The sequence below is a fragment of the Micromonospora sp. NPDC048830 genome, assembly GCF_043198215.1.
Lineage (GTDB): Bacteria > Actinomycetota > Actinomycetes > Mycobacteriales > Micromonosporaceae > Micromonospora.
The window spans coordinates 1-14,135 of the sequence record NZ_JBICUP010000020.1 but is presented as its reverse complement, the minus strand read 5'-3'; the positions used below and the strand labels follow the sequence as shown (position 1 = coordinate 14,135).

Genomic DNA, 14,135 nt, shown 5'->3' with positions numbered 1-14,135 from the left:
CGATGACGACGACCTTGCCCGCGTACGACGACGTCGTCGCGCGCTACGAACCGGTGATCGGCCTGGAGACCCACGTCGAGCTGGGCACGAACACCAAGATGTTCTGCGGCTGCCCGACGGACTTCGGCGGCGAGCCGAACACCCGGGTCTGCCCGGTCTGCCTGGGCCTGCCCGGCTCGCTGCCGGTCGCCAACAAGGCGGCGATCGAGGCGACGATCCGGATCGGCCTGGCGCTGAACTGCTCGATCGCCACGTGGTGCCGGTTCGCCCGGAAGAACTACTTCTACCCGGACATGCCGAAGAACTACCAGATCAGCCAGTACGACGAGCCGCTCTGCGTCGACGGGTACCTGGACGTCGAGGTGAACGGCGAGCTGGTCCGCATCGGCATCGAGCGGGTGCACCTGGAGGAGGACACCGGCAAGACGCTGCACGTCGGCGGCGCCACCGGCCGGATCCACGGCGCGACGGAGTCCCTGGTGGACTACAACCGGGCCGGCATCCCGCTGGTGGAGATCGTCACGAAGCCGGTGCCCGGCACCGGCGCGCTGGCCCCCGAGGTGGCCCGGGCGTACGTCACCGAGCTGCGCGACGTGATCCGCTCGCTGGGCGTCTCCGACGTCCGGATGGAGGAGGGCTCGCTGCGCTGCGACGTGAACACCTCCCTCAACCGGCCGGGCGAGGAGTGGGGCACCCGCACCGAGACCAAGAACGTGAACTCGCTGCGCTCGGTGGAGCGGGCCGTCCGCTCGGAGATGCTGCGCCAGGCGTCGGTCCTCGACGCGGGCGGGAAGATCACCCAGGAGACCCGGCACTTCCACGAGGACACCGGCGACACCACCCCGGGCCGGTCGAAGGAGACCGCGACCGACTACCGGTACTTCCCGGAGCCGGACCTGGTGCCGCTCGCGCCGGACCCGGCCTGGGTGGCCGAGCTGAAGGCCGCCCTGCCGGAGCTGCCCCGGGTGCACCGCCGCCGGCTCCAGGAGCAGTGGGGCCTGTCCGACCAGGATATGCAGTCGGTGCTCAACGCCGGCGCGGTCGAGCTGATCGAGGCCACCGTGGCCGCCGGGGCCACCCCGGCCGCCGCCCGCAAGTGGTGGCTGGGCGAGCTGTCCCGCCGGGCCAACGAGACGGGCGTGGAGCTGGCCGACGTCGGGGCCACCCCGACCCAGGTCGCCGAGCTGCAGGGCCTGGTCGACGCCGGCAAGCTCAACGACAAGCTGGCCCGTACGGTCCTGGAGGGCGTGGTGGCCGGCGAGGGTTCGCCGACCGAGATCATGACCAACCGGGGTCTGGAGGTCGTCTCCGACACCGGGGCGCTCACCGCCGCCGTGGACGAGGCGATCGCCGCCAACCCGGACATCGCCGAGAAGATCCGCAGCGGCAAGGTCGCGGCGGCCGGTGCGCTGGTCGGCGCGGTCATGAAGACCACCCGCGGCCAGGCCGACGCCAAGACCGTCCGCGAGCTCATCCTCTCCCGCCTGAACGCCCAGCCCTGACCCCACCCCCCACCCCCACCCCTCCCGCGCCCCCGGCCCCCGGCCGGACCCGCGTCGATCATGGGGTTGGCGGCAGCTTCAGATCCCTGAACTGCCGTCAGCCCCATGATCACCGAACTCCCCACCCCCTCGTGGGCGTCAATGGCGACGCCCGGATGGAGTCGACCGTGAGCGAGCTGTCCCGCGCCGACCTCGATGTCCTCGACGAGATCCAGCGGCGGGTGCTCTGGCTCGCCACCCGGATCGTCGACGCCGCCAACCACGACCGGAACACCGGCGACGGGGTGAAGGTCGGCGGCCACCAGGCGTCCAGCGCCTCCTTGGTCACCGCGATGACCGCGCTCTGGTTCGCCCACCTCGACGGCGAGGACCGGGTGGCCGTCAAGCCGCACGCCTCGCCGGTGTTCCACGCCATCCAGTACCTGCTCGGCAACCTGGACCGGTCGTACCTGCCCCGGCTGCGCGCCCGCGGCGGGCTCCAGTCGTACCCGTCGCGCACCAAGGACCCGGACGGCGTCGACTTCTCCACCGGCTCGGTGGGCCTCGGCGCCGCCGCGCCGCTGTTCGCCGCGGCCACCCGCCGGTACGTCGACGCGCACTTCGGCGAGCGCCCGCGCTCCCGGTTCGTCGCCCTGATCGGCGACGCCGAGCTGGACGAGGGCAACATCTGGGAGGCGGTCGCCGACCCGGCCACCACCGGGCTGGGCAACGTGATGTGGCTGGTCGACTTCAACCGCCAGTCGCTGGACCGGGTCGTCCCCGGGGTGCGCATCAACCAGTGGCGCGGGCAGTTCGAGGCCGCCGGCTGGCACGTCGTCGAGGTCAAGTACGGCCGCCGGCTCGCGCAGGCGTACGCCCGCCCCGGCGGCGAGGCGCTGCGCGACTGGATCGACCGGATGCCCAATGAGCAGTACCAGTCGCTGTTCGGCCTGGCCGGCCCGGACCTGCGCAAGCGGTTCCTCGACGGCGCGCCGGCCGGGATCGCCGAGTTCATCGCCGACATCGGAGACGACGAGCTGGGCCCGCTGGTCACCGACCTGGGCGGGCACGACCTCGGGGCCATGCTCGACGCGTACGCCCAGTGCGACGCGGTCACCGACCGGCCCAGCGTCGTGTTCGCGTACACGGTCAAGGGGTGGGGGCTGCCGATCGCCGGCAACCCGCGCAACCACTCCGCCCTGCTCACCACCGAGCAGGTCGACGCCCTGCGCGCCGCCCACGGCCTCACCCGGCAGACCGAGTGGGACCGGCTCGACCCCGCGTCCCCGGCCGGCATCAGGGCCGGCGAGCGTCGGGAGGCGCTGTCCCGCGCGCCCCGCGGGCGGGCGCTGTCGGTCACCGTCCCGGAAACCACGCGGGTACGCGCCAACAAGCCCGTCTCCACCCAGGAGGTCTTCGGCCGGGTGCTGGTCGACCTGGCCCGTGACCCCGACGTCGGGCCGTACCTGGTCACCACCGCCCCGGACGTGGCCACCTCCACGAACCTGGCCGGGTTCATCAACAAGACCGGCGTGTTCGCCCCGACCGAGCAGCGCTCCTGGACCGAGGACCGGATGCTGCGCTGGACGGAGAGCCCGCGGGGCCAGCACATCGAGCTGGGCATCTCGGAGATGAACCTGTTCCTGCTGCTCGGCCAGCTCGGCCTGTCCTGGGACCTGTCGGGGCAGCCGCTGCTGCCGGTCGGCACCGTCTACGACCCGTTCGTGCTGCGCGGGCTCGACGCGTTCCTGTACGGCACCTACTCGGGCTCCCGGTTCGTGGTCGCCGGCACCCCGTCGGGCGTGACCCTCGCCCCCGAGGGCGGCGCCCACCAGTCGACGATCACCGCCTCGGTCGGCCTGGAACTGCCCGGCGTGACGTTCGTCGAGCCGGCGTACGCGGCCACCCTGGACTGGCTGCTCTGCGACGCCCTCGGGCAGATCGCCGCCGGCGGCGCGCGGAACACGACCGCCGCGCCGGCCGAGGACGGGGCGTACTACTTCCGCCTCAGCACCCGGCCGATCGACCAGGCGCCGTTCGAGGCCGCCCGCGCCCGGCTCGGCGACGCCGTGCTGCGCCGGCAGGCGGTCGCCGGGGCGTACCGGCTGGTGGACGCGCACGAGGCGTACCCGCAGCTGGCCGACGCCCCGGTGGTGCAGCTCGCCGCGTCCGGCGCGGTGCTGCCGGAGGTGCTCGCCGCCGCGGCCGAACTGGCCGACGAGGGCATCGCGGCGCACGTCGTCGACGTGACCTCGCTGGACCGGCTCTACCGGGCCTGGCAGCGGACCCTGCGCCAGGGCGTGCGGACGGCCACCGTGCCGAGCGTCCCCGGGGCGCTGCGGTCGGCCTTCGCCGACCGGGTGCCGGTGGTGACGGTGCACGACGCCGCGTCGCACGCGATGGCCTGGCTCGGCTCGGCCCTCGGTGCGCCGGCGGTGCCGCTGGGGGTGGACGAGTTCGGCCAGTCCGGCAGCGTCCAGGAACTGTACGAGCTGCACGACCTGCTGCCCGGCAGCATCGTCAACGCCGCTCTGGCGGCGCTGTCGCTGCGCTGACCGAGCCGTGTTCCGCCCACCCGTGACCTGTCGACGGCGCGGTCTCGGCAAAATTTCACGGTGCGTAATCGCTACGGAGATGTGACACAACGTGACCCCTCGGCTGGTCGAGGGGCGGTCTTTCGCCTCCTTTGCTCTGCACCCAAGGATGCGACACCCCGCATGACCAGGAGCGGCGTGGATGCGCGGCCCGGCGCGGCGGCGAGAGGCGGTAGCCCTTGGTGATCGTTGCGCCCGTGGGTGCAGAGCAAAGTACCGGCGAAGATGGCGTGCCACCAGCGGTCCGCTCACCATCAGTGACGGGCCGCGTGTCGCGGCGGGCGGGCACGGGCCGGTCGCCACGGCGGGCCGCGGGACGCGGCGTGGGCCGGTCAGCGCGTCGGGGTCGGGGTGACCGGCACCTCGGCGCCCGCCTTCGGGTCCTGCACGATGTGCCGCTCCAGGTTGACCTGCGCCTGGCCGGTCCCGCCGACGGTGATGTCGTCGTACGCCTGGAGCAGTTTGTTCTGGTCGAGGTAGAGCACCGTCATCGTCAGCGGGGTGGGCTTCTCGCCCTCCAGGCCGCGCAGCCCCGCGCCGCCGGTGGAGCCCTCCACCATCAGCTGGGTCGGCGGCTGGCCGGGTACCTCGGGCAGCTTGGAGACCTGCCGGGCGTGGGTGTGGCCGGCGAGGACCAGCGGGCAGACCCCGGAGAGCGGCCCGGCCGACGCCGGGTCGTGCACCAGCGCGATGTTCACCGGCTTCGGCGACTCGCGGATCGTCGTGGCCAGCTTCGTCCCGGTGGTGATCACCTGATCGGCCACCTGCGGGGTCAGGCCGCTGCCGGCGGGCGAGGTGTTCTTGTCCGGCGTGAACCGGGGATCGCCGATGCCGGCGATGGTCAGGCCGGCGACGGTGGTGGTCGAGTTGTCCAGCACGATCGCGTTGGGCTGCCGGGCGACCGCCGCCGCCGTCCGGGCCGAGTCGTGGTTGCCCCGGATGTAGACGTACGGCTTCTTGAGCAGGCCGATCGAGCCCACGAACGAGGCCTCCGGCTCGCTGCCCCAGTCGGTGATGTCCCCGGTGTCGATCACCACGTCGATGCCGAACTGCTCCACCACGGTGCGGATGAGCTGCCAGCCGGTCGGGTTCAGGTGCATGTCGGAGACGTGCAGCACCCGGGTGGTGCCCGGCGCGGGTTCGTACACCGGCAGCGCGGAGACCGTGGTGTAGAGCTGGCTGACGTTGCCGACGAGGCGCTGGAGCTGCTCGGCGTACTTGGTGTAGTCGTTGGCGATCCGCCGGGCGTCGCCGACGATCGCGGGGGCGTTGACGAGCAGGCCCTCGTACCGGGGCTCCTCGATCGCCTGCGGACGGAGGGTGGACGCCGCCGCCCCGAGGCTGCCGACCGTGACGAGCAGGGCCAGCCCGCCCGCCCACGCCGTACGTCGGGTGTCCCGGAAGACCAGCGCCGCCAGCAGCAGGGTGACCAGCAGCGTCATGCCGACCGTACGCAGGCCGAGGCGCATGACCCCGTTGCGGACGTCGGTGACGGCGGACTGGCTGGCCCGGCTGATGCTCGCCGGGTCGTCGATCAGCGCCTCGGTGCGCCGCTGGTCGAGCGCGCCCAGCGCGACCGTCAGGTGGGTCGGACCGTCGTGGCTGTGCAGCTGCAGCGCGCCGAGCGGCGGGATGTCGACCGTGGTGCCGCCCCGCAGCGCGGGCGCGAGGGTCAGCTCGGCCCGGAAGGGGCCGATGTCGGTGTGCATCCGACCGCCGGCGAAGGTGCCGAGCACCACCCCGGCCAGGGCGATCGCCAGGACGGCCGCGGCCACACCGACTCGGCGGGCCACCCGGACCCACGGAGCCGGTGCGGGATCGCCGCCCCGGCGGTCCCGCCGGGACCGGAGTGTCCAGCGTCGGCCACGACCGCTCGCCGGGGTGTCCGCGTCCCCGCTCATCGGCTGCTCGTTCTCCTGCCCGTCCATGCTGAGATTCTGACCTGCCCAATGTGGGATCTTGGCAAACCGACAATTCCTAGCTGCGCCCGGCGCCGCCGTCGCTGAAGACCAACCGCAGGATCCGATCGTCCTCGGGGGACGGGTCGCCCCGCCCGTCGTGGTTGGAGGTGGTCACCCAGATCGAACCGTCCGGGGCGGCGACGGCGGCGCGCAGCCGGCCGTACCGGCGGTTGAGCAGCTCCCGGGGCTGACCGAGCACGGTCCCGGTGTCGGTCAGCTCCACCAGCCAGAGCCGCTGCCCGCGCAGGCAGGAGGTGACCAGCAGCCGGTCCGTGGCGGCCAGGCCCGAGCAGGACGCGTCCGAGGTGCGCCACTGGACGATCGGGTCGGGGTACCGCTTGTCCCCGGCACGCCCCTCGACGTGCGGCCAACCGTAGTTGCCGCCCTTGGCGATCCGGTTGAGCTCGTCCCAGGCGTTCTGGCCGAACTCGACGGCGTACATCCGCTTCGCCCCGTCCCACGCCAGGCCCTGGACGTTGCGGTGCCCCAGTGACCAGACGGGCGAGCCGGGGTACGGGTTGCCCGGCACCGGCTTGCCGTCGGGGGTGATCCGCAGGATCTTGCCGCCCAGGTTCTTCGGGTCCTGGGCGGTGTCCCGGTTGCTGGCGTCGCCAGTGCTGGCGTACAGGAAGCCGTCGGGGCCGAAGGCCAGCGCGCCGCCGTCGTGGATGCCGGCCTTGGGGATGCCGGTCAGGATCGGGGTGGGCTGGCCGCCCAGTTGCAGCCGGAGGATGCGGTTGTCCCGCTCCGCCGTGTGGTAGACGAAGACTGTCTTGTCGGTGGCGTAGCGGGGCGAGACGGCGATGCCCATCAGGCCGCCCTCGCCGTCGGCCGCCACCCCCGGCACGGTCTGCACCACGGTGACGTTCAGCCCGTCCCGCCCGGACTCGGGGCCGACCTGGAGGATCCGGCCGCTGTCCCGCTCGGTGACCAGCGCCCCGCCGTCGGGCAGGAACGCCACCCCCCACGGCACCCGCAGGCCCTTCGCCAGCACGGTGGCCACCACCTGCTGGCCGGCGCCACCGTCGGTGGCCGACGCCGACGGGGTGGGCAGGTTCGGCGGCTCGCCGGCCGGGTCCGGCGCCGGCTCGCCGAAGGTGCAGCCGCCGGCGGCCAGCAGCAGCGCGGCGCACGACGCCGCGACGACCGCGCGCGGCGGCCTGTTCCGGGGGTACGGGGGAGGCGCGCTCACCCGGCCAGAGTAGCCGGAAGCGCCCCGGCGGCCGTGCGCTCGCGGACACGTCCCGCCGTCGATCCCCGCCGACCTGCGGACCGACCTCGACGTCCGGCCCGCTATCGTCGGCGGGCGTGAAGGTATGGATCCCGCACGAGGCCGGCCGTGCCCTGCTCGGCGAGGTGCCGGCGGGGGTCACCGTCGAGGTGGCCGAGTCACCGTCCAGGCTCGCCTGCGACGTGGCCGACGTGCGCTTCTGGGTGCCGCCGTTCCTCTCCTCGGGAAACGCCACCGCCCTGCTGGCCGAGCTGCCCGACCTGCGGGTCGTGCAGCTGCTCTCGGCTGGCGCGGACGCCTGGGTGGGCCGGATGCCGGACGGCGTGACGCTCTGCGACGCGCGCGGGGTGCACGACTCAGGCACCGCCGAGTGGGTGGTGACCGCGATCCTGTCCTTTCTGCGCGGCTTCCCCGTCTTCGCCCTCGCCCAGTCCCGCCGCGAGTGGGCGTACGACCAGGTCTGCCCGACTGACGAGCTCGCCGGCAAGCGGGTGCTGATCGTCGGCGCCGGCTCGATCGGCGCGGCGGTGCGCGCCCGGCTGGCCCCGTTCGAGGTGACCTTCACGATGGTCGCCCGGACCGCCCGCCCCGCGGAGGGGGTGCACGGGGTCGACGAGCTGCCGGCGCTGCTGCCCGAGGCAGACGTCGTGGTGCTGCTGGTGCCGCTGACCGAGGCGACCCGCGGACTGGTCGACAAGGACTTCCTCGCGGCGATGCCGGACGGCGCGTTGCTGGTCAACGCCGCGCGCGGCCCGGTGGCCAGGACGGACGACCTGGTGGCGGAGCTGGCCACCGGCCGGCTGCGGGCCGCGCTGGACGTGACCGATCCCGAGCCGCTGCCCGCGGACCACCCGCTGTGGGAGCTGCCCAACGTGCTGCTCACCCCGCACGTGGCCGGCTCGGTACGCGGGCTGCTGCCCCGGGCGTACCGGCTGGTGGGCGAGCAGCTCCGGCGGTTCGCGGCCGGCGAGCCGCTGATCAACACGGTCGTGGGCGGCTACTGAGGGGCGCGGCCCCCATATCGTCGCCCCCCATGTCGCCGACATGGCGGTATCGGCCCGCCCTCGACCCGCCCATGTCGCCGACATGGCGGCATCGGGTCGCCCTCGACCCGCCCGTGTCGCCGACATTGAGTCGACGGAGGGAGTCGGTCGGGTCAGGCGGCCGGCTCGGACGGGGCCTGGCCGGTGACCGCGACGAGCCGGGGCAACTCGACGCCGCGCACTCCGGGCAGGACCAGCCGCTCGCCGTCGTCGAGCCGGGCGACCGCGCGGCCCCGGTTGTCAGCGGCCAGTTCGACGACCCGGGCCCACGGGACGCGGCGCTGCCCGAACAGCGCCCGCAGGCGCAGCTCGCGGGCGTCGGCGTCCGTGCCGGCACGCCATGCCCAGACGCCGAGCGCCACCGGGACGAGCAGCACGGGCAGGAGGTACCACCGGGCGGTGGCCAGCGGTAGCGCCCCGATGAAGGCGATCACCGCCGCGACCAGGAGCGCCTGGCTGTGGCGGAAGCGGACGGTCTCGGCGCGACTCACTCCCCGATGATCCCACTGCCGGCCCGCCGGGCCCGGGGCGGGCCGCGGCGGAGGTGACCGCCGCCATGGTGACCTGGATCACGCACATTTCCGGGTCGTGGGCCGTATCCGTCGTCACGGTGAATCGTTCGCCCATGTTGGGCGGGAAGGCTCCCGCCACGCCCGCGCAGCCCCGGCCCGCAACCCGGGGCGGTGGGCTCGACCCGCACCGCCGTACCGCAACCGCCCGTGCCCCCTCACGAAGGCGACCGCCGTGTCCGTCGCTCACCCCGCCGCCGTCCTCCGCCGCCTCCTGCGTCCCGCCGACCTGCTGGTGCTGGCGGCGGCGACGCTGCTCGTCCTCGCCGCGCTCGCCGGCCTCGTCCTGCCGCTGGCCGTGGTGGCGCTCGCCGGCGCCGCCGGCAGCGTCCTGGCCGCTGTCCGGCTCTCCCGGCTGGCCGCACCCGGCGCTCCCGCGCCCGCGCCGCCGGATCACGCCGCCGCGCTGGCGGTGCCACGACCTCCCGAACCCGCGTCGTCGGATCATTCCGCCGCGCTGGCGGTGCCACGACCCTCCGAACCCGCGTCGTCGGATCATTCCGCCGCGCTGGCGGTGCCACGACCCTCCGAACCCGCGTCGTCGGATCATTCCACCGCGCTGGCGGTGCCACGACCCTCCGAACCCGCCCCGCCGGATCGTCCCGCCGTGCCGATGGTTCCCCGGATCCCCGAACCCGCGCGCGGCGCCGGCCGGCGCGCCGGCCGCTGTCGGCGGGCCGCCGGCCTGCTCGACGCGGCGGTCGTCGCAGCCGGGCTGACCGTCGGAGTGTTGCCCCTGGCCGACGCCGGGCAACAGGTCGTCGTCGGCGCGGCCGGCCTCGGGTTGACCGCCCTGTTGCACACCGCCGGGCTGCTCCTGCTGCCCGGCCGGTCCCGGCTGTCCCTCCCGGCCCGGGTCCGGCGGGTCGTGGACGTCGTCAGCCTCGGACTGAGCCTGCTCTTCGCCGCCTGGGTGCTGCTGCCGCCGGGGCAGCCTCTGGTCGTCGCCCGGCTCGCGGTGGTGGCCGGTGGGTTCGGCCTGGCGACGGTCGGCGTCGCGGCGGTGGCCGACTGGCGGCGCCGGCCGGGGGTGGCCCTGTGCCTCCTCGGCGCCGGGTCCACCCAGTTCGGACTGCTCGCGCTGATCGTGCTGCTGGCCTACCGGGCTCCGGGCTGGACCGCCCTGACCGCCGTCCCGGCGCTGGTGGCCGGGGCGCTGCTGACCGCCGCCGCCGTCCGCCGGGTGGCCCGCGGCGACGAGCCGCGTCCCGGCGGGCCGCCGCCGGTCTGGCCCGGGGTCAGCGCGCCTGCGGGGATCGCGATCCTGGCCGCCGGCGGGCACCTCGCCGCGCACGGCGACTTCGAGCCGGGCGCGTTCCTGCTCGGGCTGGCGATGATCCCACCGCTGCTGGTGCGGGAGTTGATGTCCGCGGCGGACAACCGCCGGTACGCCGACCGGCTCGCCGCCCAGGAGGCGCACTTCCGTCAGCTCGTCTCCGGCGGGCACGACCTGATCCTGCTGCTGGACGCCGCGCTGCGGGTGCGCTGGCAGTCCCCGGCCGCGACCCGGCTGTTCGGGCTCACCGACGCCGACGTGCTCGCCCGTCCGTTCGTCGACCTGCTGCACCCCGAGGATGCCCCGCGCGCCGCGCTGCTGCTCGACCGGGTACGCGGCGGGGCCCGGCCGACGCTGCTGGCGGCCCGGCTGCGCGACGGGCGCGGCGACTGGCGGGAGACCGAGTCCACGGTCAGCGACCAGCGCGGCGTGCCCGAGGTCGGCGCGCTGGTGCTGCACGTCCGCGACGTCGGCGAGCGCCGTCGGCTGGAGCGGGTGGTGCACCGGCTCGCCGCGACCGACCAGCTCACCGGGCTGGCCAACCGGCGCGAGCTGCTGCGGGAGCTGGCCGCCCGGCGGGCCGGGCCGGGGGCGCTGCTGGTGGTCGACCTGCACGGCCTCGGCGCGGTCAACGACGGGCGCGGGCGCGCCGTCGGCGACGCGGTGCTGGTCGAGGTGGCGCACCGGCTGCGCCTGGCGACCGGCGCGGACGACCTGGTGGCCCGGCTCGTCGGGGACGAGTTCGGGGTGCTCACCGACGCCGGCCCGGTGCTGGCGTACGCCCTGGGCGCCCGGCTCGTGGCCGCGCTCGGGGAGCCGTACCGGGTGGCCGGCGAGGAGGTGCGGCTGCGGGTCAGCGTCGGCCTCGCCGAGCTCACCGGCGCGGGCCCGGACGACGTGCTGCGCCAGGCCGACCTCGCCCGCCGCCGGGCCGCCCAGCTCGGCGGGGACCGGGTCGACTGGTACGACGCGTACCTGGAGGAGCAGTTGGTCCGCCGGCTCGACCTGGAGCGGGAGCTGCCCGGCGCGGTGGCCCGGGGCGAGCTGGACCTGGTCTACCAGCCGGTGCTCGGGCTGGCCGACCGGCTGCCGGTGGGCGCCGAGGCGTTGCTGCGCTGGCGCAGCCCGGTGCTCGGCACGGTGCTCCCGGCGGAGCTGCTGCCGGTCGCCGAGGATCTCGACCTGATGGGCGAGGTGGGCCGCTGGGTGCTGGACCGCGCGTGCCGCCAGCTCGCCGACTGGTCGACCGACGGCCGGCAGTTGTGGATGGCGGTCAACGTCACGCCCCGGGAGCTGGTCGCGCCGGACTTCCTCCAGCGCGCGGCGGCGGTGCTCGCCACCCACGGCGTACCGCCGGACCGGTTGGTGGTCGAGGTGGCCGAGCCGCGCATCGACGCGGAGCTGTCCACCGTGGTCGCCCGGCTCGCCGGGCTGCGCTCCCTCGGCGTGCGGACCGCGCTGGACGACTTCCAGGCCGCGCACTCCTCCCTGGCCCGGCTGCGCCGGCTCCCGATCGACCTGCTCAAACTGGCCCCGCGGCGGGCGGCGGCGGACGACCCGGGGCAGCCGCCGTTGACCGACGTGGTGGTCGGCCTCGGTGACCGGCTCGGCCTGCAGATCGTCGCCGAGGAGCTGGAGACGGCGGCCCAGGCGGACGCCGCCGCCCGGGCCGGCTGCCGCTACGGCCAGGGGTTCGCGCTGGCCCGGCCGGCGACGGCCGAGCGGGTCGAGGCGTACCTGGAGGAGTTCCCGTCCGCGTCACGGTGACCGCAGCCGGGCGCGCTACTTGAAGATTTTCGCAACTGCTAATCTCTTCAATGGTGACCTCGGGAGGAGCCCTCATGTCCGTGCCGCTGTACCAGGCCAAGGCGGAGCTGTTCCGCACCCTCGGTCATCCGGTGCGCATCCGGGTGCTGGAGCTGCTCCAGGACGGGCCGAAGCCCGTCCGCGACCTGCTCGCGGTCATCGAGGTCGAGGCGTCCAACCTGTCGCAGCAGCTCGCCGTGCTGCGCCGTGCGGGTATGGTCACCTCGCACCGCGACGGTCCCCTGGTTGTGTACGCGCTGAGCACCCCCGACGTGGCCGACCTGCTCGCCGCCGGGCGGCGCATCCTCGGCGCGGTACTCACCGACCGCGACGCCCTGCTCGACGAGCTGCGCGCCGGTGCCGCGACCGCCCCGGCCCCCGCCCCCGCCGAGGGTGACCGCGACCGTGCCGGGCGGGGCAGGTGAGCTCCGCCGCCGTCCTGCGCGACCGCGCCCTGCGCCTGCTGCCCGGCCGCGCCGACTGGATTGCGGTACGCCGCTCGCCCCGCCGCGACCTGCTCGCCGGGCTCACCGTCGCGGTCGTCGCCCTGCCGCTGGCCCTCGCCTTCGGCGTCACCTCGGGGCTGGGCGCCCAGGCCGGGCTGGTCACGGCCGTGGTCGCCGGCACGGTGGCGGCCGTCTTCGGCGGCTCCAACCTCCAGGTGTCCGGCCCGACCGGCGCGATGACGGTGGTGCTGGTGCCGGTGGTGCAGCAGTTCGGCCCGACCGGCGTGCTCATGGTCGGCGCGATGGCCGGGCTGCTGCTGATCGCCCTGGCGCTCGCCCGCCTCGGCCGGTACGTCCGCTACCTGCCGACCCCCGTTGTCGAGGGCTTCACCGCCGGCATCGCCGTGGTCATCGCCCTGCAGCAGGTGCCCGCCGCGCTCGGCGTGACCGACGCGCACGGCGAGCGGGTGTGGGCCGTGGCTGGCGACGCGGTCGCCCGTTTCGTCGTACACCCGCGGCCGGCGGCCCTCGCGACGGCCATCGGGGTCGCGGCGCTGATGCTGCTCGGCGCCCGCTGGCGGCCCGGCGTGCCGTTCTCCCTGCTCGGAGTGGCCGCCGCGACGGTCCTGGCCGAGACCGCCCCGGTCGACCTCGTCCGCATCGGCGCCCTGCCGCAGGGACTGCCCGCGCCGTCGCTGGCGTTCCTCGACCCCGGCGCGATCGGGGTGCTGCTGCCCTCCGCGCTCGCCGTGGCCGCCCTCACCGCGCTGGAGAGCCTGCTGTCGGCCACCGTCGCCGACGGCATGACCGTGGGCGAGCGGCACGACCCCGACCGGGAGTTGTTCGGCCAGGGGCTGGCCAACCTCGCCGCGCCGCTGTTCGGCGGTGTCCCGGCCACCGCCGCCATCGCCCGCACCGCCGTGAACGTACGCGCCGGGGCGTCGTCCAAGCTGGCCGCTCTCACCCACGCCGTGGCGCTCGCCGCGATCGTGCTCGCCGCCGCGCCGCTGGTCGGCCGCATCCCGCTCGCCGCGCTGGCCGGCGTGCTGCTCGCCACCACGGTACGGATGGTCGAGGCCGGCTCGCTGTGGGCGCTGGCCCGGGCCACCCGGGGCGACGCACTGGTGCTCGTTCTCACCTTCGCCGTGACCGTAATCTGGGACCTGGTCACCGCCGTGGCTGTCGGCATCGCAGTCGCGGTCGTCGTCGCGCTGCGGGCGGTGGCCCGCAGCGCCAAGCTGGAGCAGGTGCCGCTCGAGGCGGGCGACCACAGCGCGCAGGAGCGGGCGCTGCTCGACGAGCACATCGTCGCGTACCGGCTGGACGGGCCGCTGTTCTTCGCCGCCGCGCACAACTTTCTGCTCGAACTCACCGAGGTCGCCGACGTGCGGGTGGTCATCCTGCGGATGTCCCGGGTGTCCACGATCGACGCCACCGGCGCGCACGTTCTCGGCGACGCCATCCGGCGGCTGCGGGGACGCGGCATCGCGGTGCTGCTCTCCGGCGTCACCCCGGGCCACGACCAGGTGCTCACCGCGCTGGGGGTGGCCGAGGAGTTGCGCCGCGAGGGCCTGGTCTTCCCGGACACGCCGGCGGCCATCCGGTACGCCCGCGAGATCGCCCTGGCGGCCGCCTAGTCCCAACGTCGCTCGGTTAAGGCGTTGTGGCGGCTGTCGAGGGGTGTGTCGCTCAGGCAAACAGAAGCGGAGTTCCGGTATTGAGGTGAGT

At 74.9% G+C, this 14,135-nt stretch carries 9 protein-coding genes; 6 read left to right on the top strand and 3 right to left on the bottom strand.

Annotated features, from left to right (window positions below; genetic code table 11):
* The first annotated feature begins 2 nt into the window (after window positions 1-2).
* Together gatB and ACGFIZ_RS18220 are read left to right on the top strand one after the other, a co-directional pair.
* Window positions 3-1,502, top strand: coding sequence for an Asp-tRNA(Asn)/Glu-tRNA(Gln) amidotransferase subunit GatB (gatB, locus tag ACGFIZ_RS18225; RefSeq protein WP_393420620.1), 1,500 nt, complete (start codon window positions 3-5; stop codon window positions 1,500-1,502).
* Between the two features lie 176 nt (window positions 1,503-1,678).
* Window positions 1,679-4,036, top strand: a complete 2,358-nt coding sequence (locus ACGFIZ_RS18220; RefSeq protein WP_393420823.1) for a pyruvate dehydrogenase — start codon at window positions 1,679-1,681, stop codon at window positions 4,034-4,036.
* A gap of 371 nt (window positions 4,037-4,407) precedes the next feature.
* Here ACGFIZ_RS18220 and ACGFIZ_RS18215 read toward each other — a convergent pair whose 3' ends face one another.
* Entirely contained in the window at window positions 4,408-6,003 is a 1,596-nt protein-coding gene (locus ACGFIZ_RS18215) for a metallophosphoesterase (protein ID WP_393420618.1), read from the bottom strand.
* Between the two features lie 49 nt (window positions 6,004-6,052).
* Complete coding sequence (locus ACGFIZ_RS18210; protein WP_393420616.1) at window positions 6,053-7,228, bottom strand: PQQ-dependent sugar dehydrogenase; 1,176 nt, start codon at window positions 7,226-7,228, stop codon at window positions 6,053-6,055.
* Between the two features lie 116 nt (window positions 7,229-7,344).
* Here ACGFIZ_RS18210 and ACGFIZ_RS18205 point away from each other — a divergent pair, with 116 nt between their 5' ends.
* Window positions 7,345-8,271, top strand: a complete 927-nt coding sequence (locus ACGFIZ_RS18205; RefSeq protein WP_393420614.1) for a 2-hydroxyacid dehydrogenase — start codon at window positions 7,345-7,347, stop codon at window positions 8,269-8,271.
* A gap of 152 nt (window positions 8,272-8,423) precedes the next feature.
* Here ACGFIZ_RS18205 and ACGFIZ_RS18200 read toward each other — a convergent pair whose 3' ends face one another.
* Window positions 8,424-8,801: a PH domain-containing protein gene (locus ACGFIZ_RS18200; RefSeq protein ID WP_393420612.1), complete on the bottom strand. Its 378-nt coding sequence runs from the start codon at window positions 8,799-8,801 to the stop codon at window positions 8,424-8,426.
* 253 nt (window positions 8,802-9,054) lie between these two features.
* On the opposite strand from ACGFIZ_RS18200, the gene ACGFIZ_RS18195 reads away from it, so the two are divergent.
* The 3 genes from ACGFIZ_RS18195 to ACGFIZ_RS18185 all read left to right on the top strand — a co-directional run bounded on the left by ACGFIZ_RS18195 (window position 9,055) and on the right by ACGFIZ_RS18185 (window position 14,044).
* A complete protein-coding gene (locus ACGFIZ_RS18195; RefSeq protein WP_393420610.1) occupies window positions 9,055-11,922 on the top strand; it encodes an EAL domain-containing protein in 2,868 nt (955 codons plus the stop codon).
* A gap of 74 nt (window positions 11,923-11,996) precedes the next feature.
* Entirely contained in the window at window positions 11,997-12,386 is a 390-nt protein-coding gene (locus ACGFIZ_RS18190) for an ArsR/SmtB family transcription factor (protein WP_393420608.1), read from the top strand.
* Complete coding sequence (locus ACGFIZ_RS18185) at window positions 12,383-14,044, top strand: SulP family inorganic anion transporter (protein ID WP_393420606.1); 1,662 nt, start codon at window positions 12,383-12,385, stop codon at window positions 14,042-14,044. Before ACGFIZ_RS18190 ends, ACGFIZ_RS18185 begins: the two co-directional genes overlap by 4 nt.
* The last annotated feature ends 91 nt before the right edge of the window (window positions 14,045-14,135 follow it).

Bases quoted from the DNA above. Each gene is read 5' to 3' on its own strand.
- ACGFIZ_RS18190 (WP_393420608.1), top strand. From the start codon at position 11,997: ATGTCCGTGCCGCTGTACCAGGCCAAGGCGGAGCTGTTCCGCACCCTC.
- gatB (WP_393420620.1), top strand. From the start codon at position 3: ATGACGACGACCTTGCCCGCGTACGACGACGTCGTCGCGCGCTACGAA.
- ACGFIZ_RS18215 (WP_393420618.1), bottom strand. From the start codon at position 6,003: ATGGACGGGCAGGAGAACGAGCAGCCGATGAGCGGGGACGCGGACACC.